Raw genomic sequence first — 17,541 nt, 5'->3', positions numbered from 1 at the left:
GCCTTCCGGGTTGCGCGCGCCCCAGCCAGAGGACACTCTGTGATCTCCGCGTCGCTTTGCCCCGGCGCGCAGAGACCAAGATCACCACCGCCAGGAGCCCCCATGTCCCTTCGCCAAGCCGCGCTCGATGTTCGCGCCAATGCCTATGCGCCCTATTCCGGTTTCCAGGTCGGCGCGGCGCTGTCGACGCCCTCGGGCGCGGTGCATGCGGGCTGCAATGTCGAGAACGTGGCCTATCCCGAAGGCACCTGCGCCGAGGCGGGCGCGATCGCCGCCATGATCGCGGCGGGCGAGACCGAGATCGCGTCGCTTTACGTCGTGGCCGACAGCCCGGCCCCGGTCCCGCCCTGCGGCGGCTGCCGCCAGAAGATCGCCGAATTCGCACGCCCCGATGTGATGGTGACACTCGCCACCCTTGCAGGCGAGGAGGTCACGCTGAGCGTCGGCGACTTGCTGCCCGGTGCGTTCGGGGCCGGGCATATGGACAAGTCCTGATGCAGCCTGCGCAGCTTCTGAACACCATGCGCGCGGGCAAGCAGCCCGATCCCGCAGCGCTCGCATCCTTCGCCAGAGGCCTCGCCGATGGCTCTGTCTCCGATGCGCAGGCCGGGGCCTTCGCCATGGCGGTCTGTCTCAGCGGGCTTGGGGATGCGGGCCGGACGGCGCTGACACTGGCGATGCGCGACTCGGGCCGCCTTCTGCGCTGGGATCTGCCGGGGCCGGTCCTCGACAAGCATTCCACGGGCGGGGTCGGCGATTGCGTCAGCCTCGTTCTGGCCCCGGCGCTGGCCGCGCTCGGGGTCTATGTTCCCATGATCTCGGGGCGCGGCCTTGGGCATACGGGCGGCACGCTCGACAAGCTCGATGCGATCCCGGGCTTCCGCACTGCCCTCACGGAAGATGCGTTCCGGCGCGTGGTGTCCGAGGCGGGCTGCGCCATCGTCGGCGCCTCCGCCGCCATCGCGCCCGCCGATGCGCGGCTTTACGCGGTCCGCGATGTGACCGGCACGGTCGCCTCGACCGATCTGATCACCGCGTCGATCCTGTCCAAAAAGCTCGCGGCCGGCCTTGAGGGCCTCGTTCTCGACGTGAAGGTGGGCTCCGGCGCGTTCATGAAAACCCAGGAGGATGCCCGCGCGCTGGCCCGGTCGCTGGTGACCACCGCTAATGATGCAGGCTGCCCGACTGTGGCCTGCCTGACGGATATGAACTCTCCCGTGGCCCCCGCGCTCGGCAATGCGGTCGAGGTGGCCGAGGCGATGCTGGTGCTACGCGGTGCGGCCCCTGAGGGCAATCGCCTGGCCGTCCTGACAACGGATCTGGGTGCGGCGCTTCTCGTGCGCGCAGGAATGGCGGACGATCTGAGTGCAGGGCGCGCCAAGATCGCGGGCGTTCTGGCCGATGGCCGTGCGACCGAGGCCATGGGCCGTATGATCTACGCGCAAGGCGGCCCCCTGGGCTTTGTGGAAAATCCGGGGCGCTTCCTGCCCGAAGCCACCGTGATCCGCGAAGTGACCGCGCCTGCCAATGGGCATATCTCCGCCATCGACGGGGAGGCGCTGGGACGCGCCGTGGTCGATCTCGGAGGTGGGCGTCGCGTCGAAAGTGATCCCGTCGATCCCGCCGTGGGCCTATCGGACGTTCTGGGCGTCGGTGCCGCGGTCGCGCGCGGCCAGCCGCTCCTGCGCATTCATGCGGCCCGGATCGAGGATGCGGACCGGGCGGCCAAGGCCTGCCTCGCCGCGATCACCATCACCGAGGACGGCCCCTCTCCCGCGCCCTCCGCTGTCCTGCTGGAGACACTCGGCCTCGACTAAACAGGCACACCTTCGGCGCTTGCCCAAGCGCGCCGCGCGCGATACCCCGCACGGGACGCAATTCGCAAAGCAGGATGTCATGCCGCGTGCCTTTCTTGTCGTGATGGATTCCGTCGGCATCGGCGGCGCGCCCGATGCGGACCGGTTCTTCAATGACGGCACGCCCGATACCGGCGCGAACACGCTTCTGCACATCGCCGAGGCCTGCGCGGCAGGCCACGCCGAGGACGGGCGCTCCGGCCCCCTGCACCTGCCCAATCTCGACCGGCTGGGGCTTGGCCGCGCGGTGACGCTGGCCTCCGGCAAGGCCGCACCCGGACTGGAAGCCGCGCCCGAAGGGTATTGGGGCGCTGCGACCGAGGTCTCCGCGGGCAAGGACACGCCCTCGGGCCATTGGGAACTCGCCGGGCTGCCGGTGCCTTGGGACTGGCACTATTTCCCGGTTCAGACACCCGCCTTCCCCGAGGAGGTCACCCGCGCGATCTGCGACTTGGCAGGCACGGAGGGCATTCTGGGCAATTGCCACGGCTCCGGCACGGTGATGCTGGATCGCTTCGGCGCGGAGCATCTGAAGACCGGCTGGCCTATCTGCTACACCTCCGCCGACAGCGTCTTCCAGATCGCGGCGCACGAGGAAGTCTTCGGCCTCGACCCGCTTCTGGCGCTGTGCGAAGGCATCGCCCCCATACTGCACGAGATGCGGGTGGGCCGCGTGATCGCCCGGCCGTTCCTGGGCGAACCCGGCGCCTTCAAGCGCACCGGCAACCGACGCGATTATGCCATTGCCCCGCCCGAGCCGATCCTGACCAACTGGGCGCAGGAGGCCGGACGCCACGTTCTGGCCATCGGCAAGATCGGTGACATCCTGTCGATGGCAGGCATCGACGCGGTTCGCAAAGGCGATGATGCGACACTGATGGGCCATCTGTCGGACGCCATCGACAGCCAGCCCGATGGCAGCCTGACCTTCGCCAATTTCGTCGAGTTCGACAGCCTTTGGGGCCATCGCCGGGACGTGTCGGGCTATGCCCGCGCGCTCGAATGGTTCGATGCGGAGATCGGGCGCCTGCTGCCGCGCCTGCGTCCGGGCGACCTTCTCTGCCTGACCGCCGATCACGGCAACGATCCGACCTGGACCGGCACGGATCACACCCGCGAACGGGTGCCCGTTCTGATGGCGGGCCTCGGCGCGGGCGAGATGGGCCAGATCGCCTTCACCGATGTCGCCGCGAGCATCGCCGACCACCTCGATATCCCCTCCTCCGGCCCCGGAAAGTCCCGCCTGTGATGCATGACGACGCGCCCCATACCGAAGAAAGCCTCGCGGCCATTGCGGACCTGCCCAAGGTCGAGCTGCATCTGCACCACGAAGGCGCGGCCCCGCCCGCCTTCATCCGTGGCCTCGCGCAGGAAAAGTCGATCAACCTGACCGGCGTCTTCGACGAACGCGGCGGCTATGCGTTTTCGGGGTTCGAGCGGTTTTTGCGCACCTACGAGGCCGCGACCTCCGTCCTGAAAAGCCCCGAGGATTACGCGCGGCTGACCACGGCCCTTCTTGAGGAATGCGCCAGGAACGGCGTTGTCTATGTCGAGAGCTTCCTGTCGCCCGATTTCTGCGGCGGCGGCGATCTCGGCGCATGGCGCGAATATTTGCACGCGATCCGGGATGCCGCCGAACAGGCGGATCGCGACATGGGGATCACCCTGCGCGGCATCGTCACCTGCGTGCGCCATTTCGGCCCCGACAAGGCGAAACGCGCAAGCCTCTGTGCGGCCGAGACGGCGGGCGACTTCATCACCGGCTACGGTATGGGCGGGGACGAGAATGCGGGCGATCTGAAGGACTTCGCATACAGTTTCGACATGGCGCGTGAGGCCGGGCTGCGGCTGACCGTGCATGCAGGTGAATGGCGCGGGCCCTCCGAGGTCAAATCCGCGCTCGACGATCTGCGCGTCGAACGGATCGGCCACGGCGTGCGCGCCATCGAGGATCCGGCGCTCGTCGACCGGCTGGCCGAGGCGGGCATCTGCCTAGAGGTCTGCCCCGGATCGAACGTGGCGCTTGGCGTGCATGACAGCCTCAAGGCGCATCCCATCGCGCGACTTCACCGCGCAGGCGTGCCCGTGACCGTCTCGACCGACGATCCGCCCTTCTTCCACACCACGATGCGCGACGAGTACCGCAACCTCGCGCGGACCTTTCACTGGGATGCGGAGATGTTTCGCGCCCTCAACCGCACCGCGATGGCCCATGCCTTCTGCGATGCCGCCACCGCCAAGATCATCGCAGACCGACTGGAGGCCACATGACCGAGACGCCCGACACGCTCCGTATCGTCAATCACCCGCTGGTGCAGCACAAGCTCACGCTGATGCGCGAGAAGGACACCTCCACCGCCGTGTTCCGCCAGCTTCTCCGCGAAATCTCGCAGCTTCTGGCCTATGAGATCACCTCCGATCTGCCGATGACCACGAAGCGGATCGAAACCCCGATCCAGGAGATGGACGCGCCGGTTCTCGACGGCAAGAAACTCGCGCTGATCTCGATCCTGCGGGCGGGCAACGGGCTTCTCGACGGCGTGCTGGAACTGGTGCCCTCGGCCCGCGTGGGCTTTGTCGGTCTCTACCGCGACGAGGAGACGCTCGAGCCCGTGGAGTATTACTTCAAGGTCCCCGAGGGGCTCGCCGACCGCGTAACAATCGCGGTCGATCCGATGCTCGCCACCGGCAACAGCTCCGCAGCGGCGGTCGACATGCTGAAGAAGGCAGGGGCCACGAATATCCGTTTCCTCTGTCTGCTGGCCGCCCCCGAGGGCGTCGCGCGCATGGCCGAGACGCATCCGGATGTGCCCGTGGTGACCGCCGCTCTGGACGAGCGGCTGAACGAGAAGGGCTACATCGTGCCCGGCTTGGGCGATGCCGGAGACCGCATGTTCGGAACTAAATAAGCCATAACACAGCTTTACAGGGACTAATTGTTGCGGCATCGTGGACCAAACGCCGTGGGGGCTTTGGTATGAAGATAACTCGTTTCGTGGCGCTGCTTTATGTGGCCGCCGCTTTTGGTTTCGCAGGACATGTGCAGGCGCAGCAGCGCTCCACCGACGTGCCGCAGGAATTTCCACCATCGTCCTTCGAAGGGCGGCAATATGTCGACAGCCGCGGCTGCGTCTATATTCGCGCGGGCATCGACGGGGCCACGAACTGGGTGCCCCGCGTGAACCGGGCGCGGCAGCATGTCTGCGGGCAGACCCCGACCTTCGGGGCCAGCAATACGCGCACCGCGGCGCGCATTCCCCAAAGCGCCGAACAGATCACGATCGAGCCCGCGCAAGCGGCCCCCGTGCGCAGCGCACCGCCGCCCCCCGCACCCGCGCCGCAACGGGTCGCCCGTCCGGCCCCCGCACCGGCCCCGGCAGTGGTCAAGCCCGCACCGCGCGTGGTGCGGACGGCCCCTGCCCCGGCACCGCAACGCGTGGTGCGCAAGGCTCCGGCCCCAGCCCCGGTTGTCCGGCAAGCGCCTGCGGCCACGGCCCAGAAGCCCGGCGGCTGCCCCGGCGCCTCCGCCGTCTCGCGGCAATATATCGGCAACAACCAGGGCCTGACCGTGCGCTGCGGCCCGCAGCAATCGAACCACGTCACCGTGATCCGACGCGGCGAGAAGCCGACCGAGGGCAAGAACGTCTATATCCGGCGCGGCTATGACGACAGTAACCTGCGTCTCACGCCCGAGCGGGGCGAACGCTACATGGTGCCCGACCAGGTCTACGCGACCCTTTCGGTGGAGCAGGAAACCGTCATCCCGCAAGGCTATGAGCGCGCCTGGGACGACGACCGCCTGAACCCCTACAGGGCCTTCCAAACGATGAGCGGCTTCTTCGCAACGCAGGAGGTGTGGACCAACACCGTGCCGCGGAGATTGGTGGTCAACGCGCCGCGTCACCGGATCAAGCCTGCAATCGTGACCCTGAAAACCACGAATTGAGGAGGGCGGCAGCCGCGCTCCGGCGCGCTGCCATCCAAGATCACGCACATCGCTGGCGCACGCGCGGCCGTCGCTCAGCGGGTGCAGATGCCCTGCAGGCGCACCCATTCCGCATCGGTCAGGACCAGACGACTGCCCTCTGCCGCGCGGGGGTCGGCCTCGATGAGGTTGAGGGTGGACTCGCCCGTCAGGTCAAGCGCGTAGGCATAGGGCGAGGACCGTAGCTCGGCCGCTTCAAAGGCAGGCAGCAGCACGGCCGGATCGACGGGCGCCCGCGCCGTCGACAGCAGATCCTCCGCATAGGCATCAAGCGCGGCTGGCGGCACTTCCCCGGTCGTCAGCAGCTTCAGCGTCGCAAAGAGCCCGACGCTTTCCAGAAGATCGACCAGCGGGTCCGACCCTTTCGCGCGCACAGCCTCGGCCAGGATGTAGCCTGCGGTCACGTCGGGATCATCGGGATCCTCGACCAGCGTGTGATTGAGCAGAATGCGCCCGCCCGGAAGATGTGCCGTCTGGGCGATGCCGCCCCGCAGGACGACCAGGTCGCCGCCGCGCTCCGGGCCGAGAACCCGGCGACCGAGCGCGCGCAGCGCCTCTTCTGCCTCGGGCGCGGTGCAGGGTTGGCCCGCAACCCGCGTGATCCGGTCGAGCAAGGCCGTGCCAATCTCGTTCCGTTTGACCGGCGGCACCACGTCCGAGGAATAATCAAGCAGCGCGCCCGGCAACCAGATCACGGCTGTGAGCACCGCGAGCCCCGCGATGCCGCCACTGATCCAAAGCCGCAATTTTCCGGGGCGCGGGCGGCTGCGTTCGATGGCGCGCAGCACCTTGTCGATGGCCGCGATCATGTCCGACGCGGTTGCGTCCAGCTCCAGCGTCTCGCCGCGATCCCCGTCCGGATGATAGATCGCCGGCAGATCGCCCTTCGACGTGGCCCGCCGGACAGCTGCCAGCGACCAATGCGCGACAGGTTGATCCTTCATGTCGGTGATCGTGAGGCTCGCATCCCCCATGGAGACGACGACCTCGCGGCGCTGCGCCTCGGCATCGGCGCGCCAGAGGCCCGACGCTTCAAGGCGTTGATATTGCGTAAGCGCTGTCATCTTCTGCCGGGGCTGCTCTGCCTCATGTGGTCGCGGGACGCTATCACGCGGGGCGGAGGCTCGGCAATGTCACCGAGGGCTCAGGCGAGAAGATCCTCGTAGAGCCATTGATGGCGGCGATGTTCGGACTGATCGCGCTTGGTCGTGGTCTGTCCGCGCAGATCGGCGACCTGCTCTGCGCTTTCGGAACTGGGCTTGCGCGTGTCGGCTTGCGGGGACTGGCTGTCCTTGATCATGGCAAACTCCTTTGGCTGACGCCTGTTAGGGGACCGTGATCGCGAAGTAACGCGCCGCCGCGTTCCGACCAGTGCGACATCATCACAAAGGCTTGGCCCGGCGCGCCTGCCCCGGTCGCGGTCTGCACCTTGCGCCTGTGAGTACCGTGCCTATCCTGCGCCGCATGATCATCTCGCCCGGCCGCGGCTATATCTTCGTGCATATTCCCAAGACCGGAGGCACCTCGCTGGCCCTGGCGCTGGAGGCGCGGGCGCATCGCGACGATATCCTCATCGGCGACACACCGAAGGCGAAGGCCCGGCGCGGTCGGCTGAAGTCGCTCGAGCCACGCGGACGGCTCTGGAAGCACTCCACCCTGGCGGATATCGAAGGCGCGCTGCCGCAAGACGTACTGCGCGATCTGCAGGTGGTCACGTTGATCCGCAATCCCTGGGCGCGGATGGTCAGCTACTACCACTGGGCGCGCGCGCAGGATTTCGACCACCCCGCCATCGCATTGGCCAGGCGCACCGATTTTCCGGGGTTTCTCGACGATCCGGCCAATGCCGCTGCCATCGCGCGGTCGCCCTATGCTTCCTATGTGACGTGGTCCGATCGCAGCGAGGCCCGCGCGCTGTTCCTGCGGCTCGAACATCTGCACGAGGACGTGGCCGGTTTCGAGGCGCACTTGGGCTTCAAACTGGACATACCGCATGCGAACCGGTCCGACCGGGCCCCGGATTGGCGCGGCTATTACGATGACCGGACCCGCGCGCGCGTCGCGGCCCTCTGCGCGCAGGATATCGACCGCTTCGATTACCGCTTCGAGGCCGAGTGATTCCAAGGCTGCAAAGCCGTGATTTGCAAAGTCTGCAGAACTTTACTCTCTGACCGCACCATCACCCCGTATTTGCAAAAATTTGCAGGCGCTAACATCGCCAATCTGCAAATTCCGACAGTCGATCCGGCATCGGTCTCGTCTCCGCGCTTGCCAGACCAGCCCGCCGACGCCTAACACAAGTGTCGAGGACAGGAGTGAGGAGGAATGGGCATGTCGTATGCCGAGGTTTACCAGACGTGGAAGGACGATCCCGAAGGCTTCTGGCTGGAACAGGCCCGCGCCATCGATTGGGTCGAGGCCCCGAAACAGGCGCTCTTCGATCGCGGCGACCATATCTACGAATGGTTTGCCGAGGCGCAGGTGAACACCTGCTACAATGCCGTCGATCGGCATGTGGAGGCGGGCCGTGGCGATCAGGCCGCCATCATCTACGACAGCCCCGTCACCAACACCAAGCGCCATATCAGCTACGCCGAGTTGCAGGAGCAGGTCGCGCGCTTCGCAGGCGCGCTGGCCGCCCGTGGCGTCGAAAAGGGCGACCGTGTCATCATCTACATGCCGATGATCCCCGAAACCGCCGTGGCGATGCTCGCCTGCGCGCGTCTGGGCGCGATCCATTCGGTGGTCTTCGGCGGCTTTGCCTCGAACGAGCTCGCCGTGCGGATCGACGACGCCCAGCCCAAGGCGGTGATCGCCGCCTCCTGCGGGATCGAGCCGGGCCGCACCGTGGCCTACAAGCCGCTTCTCGATGGCGCCATCGAGATGGCAAAGCACAAGCCCGATTTCACGGTGGTCTTCCAGCGTCCCGAGCTGGCCGCCGAGCTGACCGAAGGCCGCGATCACGACTGGACCGCCTTCGCCCGCGGGGCCGAGCCCGCCCCCTGCACCCCCGTTTCAGGCGACCACCCGGCCTACATCCTCTACACCTCCGGCACGACCGGCGCGCCCAAGGGCGTGGTCCGGCCCACGGCGGGGCACCTCGTCGCGCTGAACTGGACGATGAAGAACATCTACAACGTGAACCCCGGAGAGGTCTTCTGGGCCGCCTCCGATGTGGGCTGGGTCGTGGGCCATTCCTACATCGTCTACGCCCCGCTCATTGCCGGGAACACCACCGTGCTTTTTGAGGGCAAGCCCGTGGGCACGCCCGACGCCTCCACCTTCTGGCGGGTGATCGCCGAACATGACGTGAAAAGCTTCTTCACCGCCCCCACCGCCTTCCGCGCCGTGAAACGCGAGGATCCCAAGGCGGAGATGATGAAGGGCCACGACATTTCGGGCCTGCGGGCGATCTACCTTGCGGGCGAACGCGCCGATCCCGACACGATCGAATGGGCGCAGGGCGTGACCGGCAAGCCCATCTACGACCATTGGTGGCAGACCGAGACCGGCTGGACCATCGCGGGCATGCCCGCCGGGATCGAGGAGATGCCCGTCAAGATCGGCTCTCCTTCGGTGCCGATGCCGGGCTACGACGTGCAGGTTCTGGACGAAGGCGGCCATCCCGTCGCCCCGGGTGAACTGGGCGCCATCGCGATCAAGCTGCCCCTGCCGCCGGGCACGCTGCCCACGCTCTGGAACGCGCCCGAGCGGTTCCGCAAAAGCTACCTGTCGCATTTCCCCGGCTATTATGAGACCGGCGATGCGGGCCGCGTGGACGAGGACGGCTATCTCTACATCATGGCGCGCACCGATGACGTCATCAATGTCGCGGGGCACCGTCTGTCCACGGGAGCCATGGAAGAGGTGCTTGCGGGCCATCCGGATGTGGCCGAATGCGCGGTGATCGGCGTGGCGGATGATTTCAAGGGCCAGCTGCCCATGGGTTTTGTCTGCCTGACCAAGGGCGTGAACCGCCCCGAGGCCGAGATCGAGGCCGAATGCGTCAAGCGGGTGCGCGACCAGATCGGCCCCGTGGCGGCCTTCAAGCTCTGCCGCGTGGTGGACCGTCTGCCCAAGACCCGCTCGGGCAAGATCCTGCGCCGGACCATGGCCAATATCGCCGATGGCGAGGAGTTCCGCATGCCTGCCACGATCGACGATCCGGCCATCGTGGACGAAATGCGCGAGGCGCTGAAGACGCTGGGGTATCCCAAGGGCTAAGCCGGGCTGGCAAAGTCGGACAGGGTCGGGAGCGGTCAGGCGCCGCTCCCGGCCTCACCCATCCGCACATCCGCCAGAAGATAGTCGTCGATCTCGTCCTCCGGTCCGCCATGCATCACGCTGACGACCCCGGTGCTTTCGACGACAACGGCGCGGACTTGGCTCAGATCGTGCACGTTGGACTGGCGCAGCTTCGCCAGAAGGTCGTCATGGGTCATGTGGGCGCGCTTCATGTTGGCCCAGAGGATCGTGCCGTTCCGCATCACCAAGACCGGGGTGCTGTCCACCAGGCGCCGCACCCAGTCGAAATGCGTGCGCAGCGGGGCCAGCGCCATCTTCCAGACATAGAGGGCCGCGATGGCGCCGATCCCGCTCCAGACATTCGCGTCGGGCGTGCTGACGATCCCCGCGAGCACCGAGCCGATCGCGACCGTCACCGCGAAGTCGAAGGCCGACATCTTGGAGAAGGATCGCAGCCCCAAGACCCGTGTCAGCGCGATGATCGTGACCATGATAGCCACCGTCTTCAGAAGCATATCCAGAAATTCAGCCATGTCCGCGTCCCTCCGCTTTGAGAACGAACCATCGCCCGGGCGCGGCTGTTCCCTCGCCCGGGCAATCGGCTGACCTCAAGGTCTGGATCAGGGGGCAGCCCCCTCCACTTCGAATCCGATCCCGTCGGCCTTCAGACCCGCAAGGCGGATGATCGAGGCCAGCGTCCAGTTCGCATCATCCACGTTGTCCACGCCGTCGCGCAGAAGCGGATCGGATTTCGGCGTCCAGCACGGATCGAGCGTGAACCAGGAGCACGGATCGCCCTTCAGCAATCCGGCAAAAACCGCCGCCACGATGATGGAGCCCACACGCCCCAGCCCGTTGCCGCCATTGGCCTCCGCCTCGCGCAGGATGTAATACCACAGCGCGTCCGGCTCGCCCTCCTTCAGCGTCACGGGTTTCACGCAGAACTTCTTCGCCACATCCGTGCCCGAGGGCAGGCCGAAGGCGATGCCCCGCTTGAGGTTGCGGAAGGCCAGCACGTTCAGCGCATCGCCCGCCGGGCCTTCATGCAGGAAGGCCAGCGCATTCGCGAGCTTGGTGTCGATCTTGCGCGCCAGTTGCGGGAACGGCCCCGTGGAGCTTTGCATCGGCAGGAACCAGTCCCACTGGATCGAGTTTTCCGGCGATATGGGCCGGAAGCCGCGCAGATCGTCCGGGTTCGCCGGGCCGGTATTGTCGAAGATCGCCGCGAAATTGCCGAAGCCGCGCACCGGGTTGTTGGTCTGATAGCCGTTGCGCACCATCGAATGGCCGAAACGGTAGGCGGCAACGGAAAACTCGACCGGCATGAAGGGCTGGTTCTTCCAAGAATAAAGATCGTCGAGCCCACATTTCCAGACCTGCCGTCCGCCGCAGACCTTCTCTCGGGTCAGGGCGCATTTGACGATGTCGTCGATCAGCACGCGCGGCAGGAAATCGAACCAGACGATATGCTGGTAGAGCCAGCGCAACGTGCGGCGCGCACGCTCGAACACGGTGTGCATATCGGCGGCGGGATCTTCGGCCCGGGCCCGGTCCACCAGCGTGTTATGCGCCAGCAGGAACGCCAGTTGCAGCTGGCTGACCATCGCGTTCTCGTCGTTGCGCATGTCGCCGATCAGGGCGCGGTCGTGAAAGCGCGGCAGATCGGGCAATCCCGGCGACCCGGCCACCTCGCCGATGGCCATCTTCGCCTTGTCCGTCGGGTCGTAGAGATAGGGCTGATCGTCCGGCCCCGCCCCGTAGAGGTTGTCGAGATCGAGCCGCGGCGTGCGGAAGTTCAAAAGCCCGTTCGGGTCATTCGCCCGCATCAGCGAGGAGGCTGGATCGAAGGTGATGTCGTGATCGACGAATTGGCCGAAATAGGTGTAGCCCGCCGGGATCTCGGAATTGAACTCGGCCTCAAGATCCGCGATCGCGCCGGGATCGGCGGCAAGATCGCCCGGTTTCTTGCCGGGCCGCTCGACCATCTTGTCATTGGCGATGTCGAAAAGCTCGTCATCGGAAAACGGGCTCTCCCAGGCGGGCAGATCCCCGCAGATGCGCCCAAAGGGGCCTTGGTAGAACTTCGATTTCGGGGCGAGAATATCAAAATGCGTTGAGCCGTGCGCCATGGCAAAGCCTCCCTTGATGAAATGGATCGTTCAAAAAATCTGCAGCCTGAAACAGGGCGGCCACTCGTTCAAAAAAAGCACCGACTGAAGAGAACCGTTTGAAAAAAGAACGGCCCCTCGTTCGAAAAAACATACCGTCGGAAAGCGACGGTCACTGGTTCAAAAGCCTCTCCACCCTACACCAAAACGCGGATTCGCCCTATTCGGGATTTCCTGACCTCGCCTCGCGCATGGGGCCTTGGGCGTGTTCACGCCGACAGATGCGCCGCCGCGTGCCTGCAGTGATCGCTCGTCTCCGCCATGCGCTGCCGGGCTTGCCCGGCCCGCGCGATGATCCGGCACGGATCAGCGGGCCAGAGATGCGCAAGCTGCGCCCCGCAACTTGCTCCACCCGATCAAGCGCACCGGATCACGTCCTTCGGCTCAGACGAATTGCTCGCGGATCAGCCGCTCCTCGAGGCCATGACCCGGATCGAACAGCACCTGATGCGCGATCTCCGGCGCGGAGCGGATATCGACCTGCACCACGTCGCGCACCGATCGGCTGTCGGCCTCGGCCATGACGGGCCGCTTGTCGGGATCGAGCACTTCGATGCTGACATGCGCGGTCTTGGGCAGGAGCGCGCCGCGCCAGCGCCGGGGCCGGAACGCCGCCATCGCCGTCAGCGCCAGCACGTCCGAGCCGATGGGCAGGATCGGCCCGTGCGCGGAGTAGTTATAGGCGGTCGAGCCCGCGGGCGTCGCCACCAGCGCGCCGTCGCAGACGAGCTCGGCCATGCGCAGCTTGCCATCGACAGAGATGCGCAGACGGGCGGCTTGCGGGCCCTCGCGCAGCAGCGACACCTCGTTGATGGCCAGCGCGTCCTGCACGCTGCCATCCTTGCGCGTCGCATGCATCGACAGCGGATTGATCACCGCTTCCTCCGCCGCCTCCAGCCGTTCGGGCAGACCGTGTTCGGAATATTCGTTCATCAGGAACCCGACCGTGCCGCGGTTCATGCCGTAGACCGGCGCGGCCAGATCCTGCGTGCGATGCAGCGTCTGCAGCATGAAGCCATCGCCGCCCAGCGCCACGATGACGTCCGCCTGCGCCTCGGCATGATCGCCGTATCGCCGCGACAAAGCGGCCTTGGCCGATTGCGCGATGGGCGCGTTCGATGCCGCGAAAGCGATCCTGAGCCCCATTCCGCGCCGTCCTGTCCTACCGTTTCTTGATCCGAACCAACCACATGCGGGCCGCGAGCGCCAGCGCGCGACGTCATGACGACGGCATAATGTCTCAAACTGCCGCATCCGGGCTTTGAGTGGCGCGCGTTTGCCTATACATGGGCGGGGAATGCAGGTCTGCAGCCTGTTGCGGCCCTCACGCGAAAGGACATGCCCCATGAACGCGCCCCATCGTGACTCCGGTTTCTTCACCGAAAGCCTCACCTCCCGCGACCCCGAGATTGCCGCCGCCATGAAGGGCGAGCTTGGCCGCCAGCGCGACGAGATCGAACTCATTGCCTCGGAGAACATCGTCTCCCGCGCCGTGATGGAGGCGCAGGGCTCGGTGATGACCAACAAATACGCCGAGGGCTATCCGGGCCGCCGCTACTATGGCGGCTGCGACTGGGTCGACGTGGCCGAAGAACTGGCCATCAAGCGGGCCTGCGAGCTTTTCGGCTGCGGCTTTGCCAACGTGCAGCCCAATTCCGGCTCCCAGGCGAACCAGGGTGTCTTCACGGCCCTTCTGCAGCCCGGCGACACGATCCTCGGCATGAGCCTCGATGCGGGCGGCCACCTCACGCACGGCGCAAAGCCCAACCAGTCGGGCAAGTGGTTCAACGCCGTGCAATACGGCGTGCGCAAGCAGGACAACCAGATCGACTACGATCAGATCGCCGAACTGACCGCCGAGCATAAGCCGAAGATGATCATCGCAGGCGGCTCGGCCATCCCGCGCCAGATCGACTTCGCCAAGATGCGCGAGATCGCCGATACCGTCGGCGCCTACCTTCTGGTGGACATGGCGCACTTTGCCGGGCTCGTGGCGACAGGGCTCTACCCCTCGCCCTTCCCGCATGCCCATGCGGCGACCACGACGACGCACAAGACCCTGCGCGGCCCGCGCGGCGGCATGATCCTCACCGATGACGAGGCGCTGGCGAAGAAGTTCAACTCCGCGATCTTCCCCGGCATCCAGGGCGGCCCCCTGATGCATGTGATCGCCGCCAAGGCCGTGGCGTTTGGCGAGGCGCTGGCGCCCGGCTTCAAGACCTACCAGGAGCAGGTAATCAAGAACGCCCAGGCGCTTTCGGACCAGCTCATCAAGGGCGGGCTCGACACGGTGACCCACGGCACCGACACCCATGTCGTGCTCGTGGACCTGCGCCCCAAGGGCGTGAAGGGCAACGCGACCGAGAAGGCTCTGGGCCGCGCGCATATCACCTGCAACAAGAACGGCGTGCCCTTCGATCCGGAAAAGCCGATGGTGACCTCCGGTATCCGCCTGGGCAGCCCCGCTGGCACGACCCGCGGCTTCGGCGAAGGTGAATTCCGCCAGATCGCCGACTGGATCATCGAGGTGGTGGACGGTCTTGCCGCCAATGGCGAGGAAGGCAATGCCGAGGTCGAGGCCAAGGTCCGCGCCGAAGTGGAAGCGCTTTGCGCGCGCTTCCCGATCTATCCCGACCTTTAAGACCTCCCGCAGGTGACATCAGCAAGGGGCGGCCTTTCCGGGGCCGCCCCTTTTTTCGTGCAAGGCTCATCAAGCGCCAGGCGCCCTTCCGTCCAAGGCACGGCCCGCCCGGGCACCGTCGCGGACCCATAGCTGTCGCACCTCTTTACCAATGCTCACGATCTGCCATCCTGCCGCCAACCACAGGAAGGACAGACCATGGACATCACCCGCGCAGGAACCCGCCCCAGCAAGATCGCCCCGGCCGAGAATTTCACCGGCAATGTCCGCATGGACATCATCGCCGCCCCGGAGGCGCCCGCGCGCCATCGCGGCTACATCGTCACCTTCGAGCCCGGCGCGCGCACAAACTGGCACACGCATCCCTTCGGCCAGTCGCTCTTCGTGATGGAGGGGCTATGCCTCGCGCAATCCGAGGGCGGCAAGGTGCAGGAACTGCGCCCCGGCGACACCGCCTATTTCAAGGCGGGCGAACGGCATTGGCACGGGGCGGCGCCCGATGTGGCGATGACGCATCTGGCGTTGGGCGAGGCGCAGGACGGCAAGACCGCCGATTGGGCGGAGCCTGTCTCGGACGCCGATTACAACGGCCCCCGCGACTGACCTGATCCGCAAGCGTTGATGCACGGCCACCGGACCGCGCGAGGGCCGTGCGGCTGTCTGGTCAGATGAAGCCGCGCCAGCGCAGCACGACCATCAGCAGCACCACGAGACAGATCAGGTTGAAGGAGAGGCTGCCGAGCAGGTCGAGCACCCGACCCTTCCGCCGGTCGGCCACATCCACCGCGCCCAGCCAGTCGCGCAGTCTTTCCGCCGCGCGTTCCGTCTTGCGGGTGTCGATCATGCGCGACAGCTTGGGATGTCCCGCCATGCTCTGCGCGCGGGCCAGGAGCCCCAGATCCCGGCGCTGCGCGCGGGGCAATCTGCGCCCGACCTTGATCGCACGGCGATTCAGACGCCCGGAAGACGCGCCGAACTTCTGTGCAAGCAGCGTCTCGATCTCGGTGAAGTGACGGGCAAGGGTCGGGTCGTTGGCCATGGCAGGCCCATACCCTGCCCCGCTGCCGGAGAAAAGCCACTGGTCCGCGGTGCTGTGCGGCGTTATCCCTGAGCCCATGCTGAACACCATCCGCCACGGCGATCCCGCCCTGCCCCCGCTCGTCATCGTGCACGGCCTTTACGGCCAGGCGAAGAACTGGACCCGCATCGCGCGGGGCCTGTCGGATATCCGCCACGTGGTGGCAGTGGATCAGCGAAATCACGGCGCCTCGCCCTGGGGCGACAGCCACGGCTATGACGACATGGCTGCCGACCTTGCCAAGGTGATCGAGGAGATCGATCGCCCCGTCGATGTGGTGGGTCATTCCATGGGCGGCAAGGCGTCGATGATGCTGGCGCTGACCCGGCCCGAGCTGGTGCAGAGGCTCGTCTCGGCCGATATGGCGCCCGTGGCTTACGATCACGATCATCAATCGGGCTATATCGACGCGATGAAATCGGTGGATCTCGGTGCGGTGGCGAAACGCTCCGACGCGGCGAAACTGCTGGCGGCCTCCGTGGACGATCCGGTGCTGCAGAGCTTTTTCACCCAATCGCTCGACATGAAGGAGAAGCGCTGGCTTCTGAACCTCGACGTGCTCGGCCGGGAAATGCCGAAGATCCTGGGCTGGCCCGACCCCAAGGGGCAGTTCGAGGGGCCGACGCTCTTCCTGTCCGGTGCGAAAAGCGACTACGTCACGCCCGAGATGCGCAAGCCCATCCGGGAGCTGTTTCCCCGCGCGCGCTTCGCCAAGATCGCGGATGCGGGGCATTGGCTTCACGCCGAAAAGCCCGACGCGTTCGAGGCGACCCTGCGCGCCTTCCTGACCGCCGAGGCGTGAGGCGCCCTTAGAGGCCCCGGCAATACCGTTCGGAGCGGTCGACGAGGTTCTCGTAGCGGTCCCAGAAAGCGTCATCGCGCGGCGTCTGCGAGTATTTCACGTCATGGGCTTCCTGCGGGTCCCGGAAGAACCGCGATGCGCGCCGCTGATCGCCACCCGATAGCGTGGCATCGGCCGAGGCCTGCACGCAGCCGCAGAGCGCGCGATTGCGGGCCTTGCGATCGGACGCCATGCAGGCCGAATAGATCGGCCCCGTGGCAAAGCGCGTGACATTCGCCGATGACGATGAATAGGACCCGCCGCCGCATCCGGCGAGGGTCAGGCCGACCACGAGGGCGCAGCCGATGGATTTTGTGCTGCCGATCATGTCTCTGCTCGTTCTGCTGCCGGACTTTCCCGACCTTTTGATTTTGGCCGATCATGCCCGATGCGGGCGCGACTGTCCATTCACCGATCAGTCAGATCTTGCGGGCGTGGGCCGGATCTCGACTCCCACGGGCAGCGCCTCCTCCGCGGGCTCGGCGGTCACGCGTGTGACGCGCGCGAGACGCGGCCCCTGCCGCAGCGCGTCCTGCATCCCGTCGACCGCGTCCTCGGCCCCGCCCAGCACCGCCTCGACCGTGCCGTCGGGGCGGTTGCGGACCCAACCCGCGAGGCCCCGCGCTTCCGCCTCCCCTTGGGTCCAGGCCCGGAACCCCACGCCCTGCACGCGGCCTTCGATCCTGAACCGTCGCGTTTTCCCGGTCATCGCGCCTCTCACCCCGAA

General features: G+C 66.5%; 19 protein-coding genes. 11 read left to right on the top strand and 8 right to left on the bottom strand.

Annotated features, from left to right (window positions below; all coding sequences use genetic code 11):
* Positions 1 to 102 precede the first annotated feature (102 nt).
* From FIV09_RS03030 to FIV09_RS20305, 6 genes are all read left to right on the top strand, one after another.
* Positions 103 to 495, top strand: coding sequence for a cytidine deaminase (locus tag FIV09_RS03030; RefSeq protein ID WP_152448605.1), 393 nt, complete (start codon positions 103 to 105; stop codon positions 493 to 495).
* Positions 495 to 1,817 (top strand): thymidine phosphorylase, encoded by a 1,323-nt coding sequence (locus FIV09_RS03025; RefSeq protein ID WP_152448604.1) that lies wholly within the window; start codon positions 495 to 497, stop codon positions 1,815 to 1,817. Before FIV09_RS03030 ends, FIV09_RS03025 begins: the two co-directional genes overlap by 1 nt.
* 79 nt (positions 1,818 to 1,896) lie before the next feature.
* Positions 1,897 to 3,105 carry a phosphopentomutase gene (locus tag FIV09_RS03020; protein WP_152448603.1) on the top strand — a complete coding sequence of 403 codons (1,209 nt, stop codon included), beginning with the start codon at positions 1,897 to 1,899 and terminating at the stop codon, positions 3,103 to 3,105.
* Complete coding sequence (locus tag FIV09_RS03015) at positions 3,105 to 4,127, top strand: adenosine deaminase (RefSeq protein ID WP_152448602.1); 1,023 nt, start codon at positions 3,105 to 3,107, stop codon at positions 4,125 to 4,127. The genes FIV09_RS03020 and FIV09_RS03015 overlap by 1 nt, the downstream gene beginning before the upstream one ends.
* The gene (upp, locus tag FIV09_RS03010; protein WP_152448601.1) at positions 4,124 to 4,765 is read left to right on the top strand and encodes a uracil phosphoribosyltransferase; all 642 of its coding nucleotides are present in this window, start codon (positions 4,124 to 4,126) and stop codon (positions 4,763 to 4,765) included. Before FIV09_RS03015 ends, upp begins: the two co-directional genes overlap by 4 nt.
* A gap of 68 nt (positions 4,766 to 4,833) precedes the next feature.
* Positions 4,834 to 5,802, top strand: a complete 969-nt coding sequence (locus FIV09_RS20305; RefSeq protein WP_172975613.1) for a hypothetical protein — start codon at positions 4,834 to 4,836, stop codon at positions 5,800 to 5,802.
* A 74-nt stretch (positions 5,803 to 5,876) separates the two neighbouring features.
* Here FIV09_RS20305 and FIV09_RS02995 read toward each other — a convergent pair whose 3' ends face one another.
* Both FIV09_RS02995 and FIV09_RS20300 read right to left on the bottom strand, forming a co-directional pair.
* Positions 5,877 to 6,905: a hypothetical protein gene (locus tag FIV09_RS02995; RefSeq protein WP_152448598.1), complete on the bottom strand. Its 1,029-nt coding sequence runs from the start codon at positions 6,903 to 6,905 to the stop codon at positions 5,877 to 5,879.
* Positions 6,906 to 6,985: 80 nt separating this feature from the next.
* Positions 6,986 to 7,141, bottom strand: coding sequence for a hypothetical protein (locus FIV09_RS20300; protein ID WP_172975612.1), 156 nt, complete (start codon positions 7,139 to 7,141; stop codon positions 6,986 to 6,988).
* A gap of 137 nt (positions 7,142 to 7,278) precedes the next feature.
* Here FIV09_RS20300 and FIV09_RS02990 point away from each other — a divergent pair, with 137 nt between their 5' ends.
* Together FIV09_RS02990 and FIV09_RS02985 are read left to right on the top strand one after the other, a co-directional pair.
* Entirely contained in the window at positions 7,279 to 7,959 is a 681-nt protein-coding gene (locus tag FIV09_RS02990; protein ID WP_371417746.1) for a sulfotransferase domain-containing protein, read from the top strand.
* A 213-nt stretch (positions 7,960 to 8,172) separates the two neighbouring features.
* Positions 8,173 to 10,065, top strand: a complete 1,893-nt coding sequence (locus FIV09_RS02985; RefSeq protein WP_152448597.1) for a propionyl-CoA synthetase — start codon at positions 8,173 to 8,175, stop codon at positions 10,063 to 10,065.
* A 35-nt stretch (positions 10,066 to 10,100) separates the two neighbouring features.
* On the opposite strand, the gene FIV09_RS02980 is transcribed toward FIV09_RS02985, so the two are convergent.
* The 3 genes from FIV09_RS02980 to FIV09_RS02970 all read right to left on the bottom strand — a co-directional run bounded on the left by FIV09_RS02980 (position 10,101) and on the right by FIV09_RS02970 (position 13,400).
* Positions 10,101 to 10,619: a DUF421 domain-containing protein gene (locus FIV09_RS02980; protein ID WP_152448596.1), complete on the bottom strand. Its 519-nt coding sequence runs from the start codon at positions 10,617 to 10,619 to the stop codon at positions 10,101 to 10,103.
* 87 nt (positions 10,620 to 10,706) lie between these two features.
* Complete coding sequence (locus tag FIV09_RS02975; protein ID WP_152448595.1) at positions 10,707 to 12,215, bottom strand: heme peroxidase family protein; 1,509 nt, start codon at positions 12,213 to 12,215, stop codon at positions 10,707 to 10,709.
* A gap of 423 nt (positions 12,216 to 12,638) precedes the next feature.
* A complete protein-coding gene (locus FIV09_RS02970; RefSeq protein WP_152448594.1) occupies positions 12,639 to 13,400 on the bottom strand; it encodes an NAD kinase in 762 nt (253 codons plus the stop codon).
* Between the two features lie 199 nt (positions 13,401 to 13,599).
* Here FIV09_RS02970 and glyA point away from each other — a divergent pair, with 199 nt between their 5' ends.
* Positions 13,600 to 14,895, top strand: coding sequence for a serine hydroxymethyltransferase (gene glyA, locus FIV09_RS02965; protein WP_152448593.1), 1,296 nt, complete (start codon positions 13,600 to 13,602; stop codon positions 14,893 to 14,895).
* A 198-nt stretch (positions 14,896 to 15,093) separates the two neighbouring features.
* Positions 15,094 to 15,498 carry a cupin domain-containing protein gene (locus tag FIV09_RS02960; RefSeq protein ID WP_152448592.1) on the top strand — a complete coding sequence of 135 codons (405 nt, stop codon included), beginning with the start codon at positions 15,094 to 15,096 and terminating at the stop codon, positions 15,496 to 15,498.
* Between the two features lie 61 nt (positions 15,499 to 15,559).
* Here FIV09_RS02960 and FIV09_RS02955 read toward each other — a convergent pair whose 3' ends face one another.
* A complete protein-coding gene (locus FIV09_RS02955) occupies positions 15,560 to 15,934 on the bottom strand; it encodes a hypothetical protein (RefSeq protein ID WP_152448591.1) in 375 nt (124 codons plus the stop codon).
* A gap of 76 nt (positions 15,935 to 16,010) precedes the next feature.
* Between FIV09_RS02955 and FIV09_RS02950 the strand changes: the two genes are divergently transcribed.
* The gene (locus tag FIV09_RS02950; protein ID WP_152448590.1) at positions 16,011 to 16,775 is read left to right on the top strand and encodes an alpha/beta fold hydrolase; all 765 of its coding nucleotides are present in this window, start codon (positions 16,011 to 16,013) and stop codon (positions 16,773 to 16,775) included.
* A 7-nt stretch (positions 16,776 to 16,782) separates the two neighbouring features.
* Here the strand turns inward: FIV09_RS02950 and FIV09_RS02945 are convergent, their stop codons facing one another.
* Together FIV09_RS02945 and FIV09_RS02940 are read right to left on the bottom strand one after the other, a co-directional pair.
* On the bottom strand, positions 16,783 to 17,142 hold the full coding sequence (locus tag FIV09_RS02945; RefSeq protein ID WP_152448589.1) for a hypothetical protein: 360 nt from the start codon (positions 17,140 to 17,142) through the stop codon (positions 16,783 to 16,785).
* Between the two features lie 87 nt (positions 17,143 to 17,229).
* Complete coding sequence (locus tag FIV09_RS02940; RefSeq protein ID WP_152448588.1) at positions 17,230 to 17,523, bottom strand: acylphosphatase; 294 nt, start codon at positions 17,521 to 17,523, stop codon at positions 17,230 to 17,232.
* Positions 17,524 to 17,541 lie beyond the last annotated feature (18 nt).

The sequence above is a fragment of the Roseivivax sp. THAF197b genome (assembly GCF_009363255.1).
Taxonomy (GTDB): Bacteria; Pseudomonadota; Alphaproteobacteria; order Rhodobacterales; family Rhodobacteraceae; genus Roseivivax.
Note: the sequence above shows the minus strand (reverse complement) of the source record. Positions and strands in the feature narration are given on the sequence as shown.

Coding starts and splice junctions, on each gene's coding strand:
- upp (WP_152448601.1), top strand. CDS start 4,124: ATGACCGAGACGCCCGACACGCTCCGTATCGTCAATCACCCGCTGGTG.
- FIV09_RS02985 (WP_152448597.1), top strand. CDS start 8,173: ATGTCGTATGCCGAGGTTTACCAGACGTGGAAGGACGATCCCGAAGGC.
- FIV09_RS02960 (WP_152448592.1), top strand. CDS start 15,094: ATGGACATCACCCGCGCAGGAACCCGCCCCAGCAAGATCGCCCCGGCC.
- FIV09_RS02950 (WP_152448590.1), top strand. CDS start 16,011: ATGCTGAACACCATCCGCCACGGCGATCCCGCCCTGCCCCCGCTCGTC.
- FIV09_RS03030 (WP_152448605.1), top strand. CDS start 103: ATGTCCCTTCGCCAAGCCGCGCTCGATGTTCGCGCCAATGCCTATGCG.
- glyA (WP_152448593.1), top strand. CDS start 13,600: ATGAACGCGCCCCATCGTGACTCCGGTTTCTTCACCGAAAGCCTCACC.
- FIV09_RS02970 (WP_152448594.1), bottom strand. CDS start 13,400: ATGGGGCTCAGGATCGCTTTCGCGGCATCGAACGCGCCCATCGCGCAA.
- FIV09_RS02975 (WP_152448595.1), bottom strand. CDS start 12,215: ATGGCGCACGGCTCAACGCATTTTGATATTCTCGCCCCGAAATCGAAG.
- FIV09_RS20300 (WP_172975612.1), bottom strand. CDS start 7,141: ATGATCAAGGACAGCCAGTCCCCGCAAGCCGACACGCGCAAGCCCAGT.
- FIV09_RS02995 (WP_152448598.1), bottom strand. CDS start 6,905: ATGACAGCGCTTACGCAATATCAACGCCTTGAAGCGTCGGGCCTCTGG.
- FIV09_RS03025 (WP_152448604.1), top strand. CDS start 495: ATGCAGCCTGCGCAGCTTCTGAACACCATGCGCGCGGGCAAGCAGCCC.
- FIV09_RS02945 (WP_152448589.1), bottom strand. CDS start 17,142: ATGATCGGCAGCACAAAATCCATCGGCTGCGCCCTCGTGGTCGGCCTG.
- FIV09_RS03015 (WP_152448602.1), top strand. CDS start 3,105: ATGCATGACGACGCGCCCCATACCGAAGAAAGCCTCGCGGCCATTGCG.
- FIV09_RS03020 (WP_152448603.1), top strand. CDS start 1,897: ATGCCGCGTGCCTTTCTTGTCGTGATGGATTCCGTCGGCATCGGCGGC.
- FIV09_RS20305 (WP_172975613.1), top strand. CDS start 4,834: ATGAAGATAACTCGTTTCGTGGCGCTGCTTTATGTGGCCGCCGCTTTT.
- FIV09_RS02980 (WP_152448596.1), bottom strand. CDS start 10,619: ATGGCTGAATTTCTGGATATGCTTCTGAAGACGGTGGCTATCATGGTC.
- FIV09_RS02955 (WP_152448591.1), bottom strand. CDS start 15,934: ATGGCCAACGACCCGACCCTTGCCCGTCACTTCACCGAGATCGAGACG.
- FIV09_RS02940 (WP_152448588.1), bottom strand. CDS start 17,523: ATGACCGGGAAAACGCGACGGTTCAGGATCGAAGGCCGCGTGCAGGGC.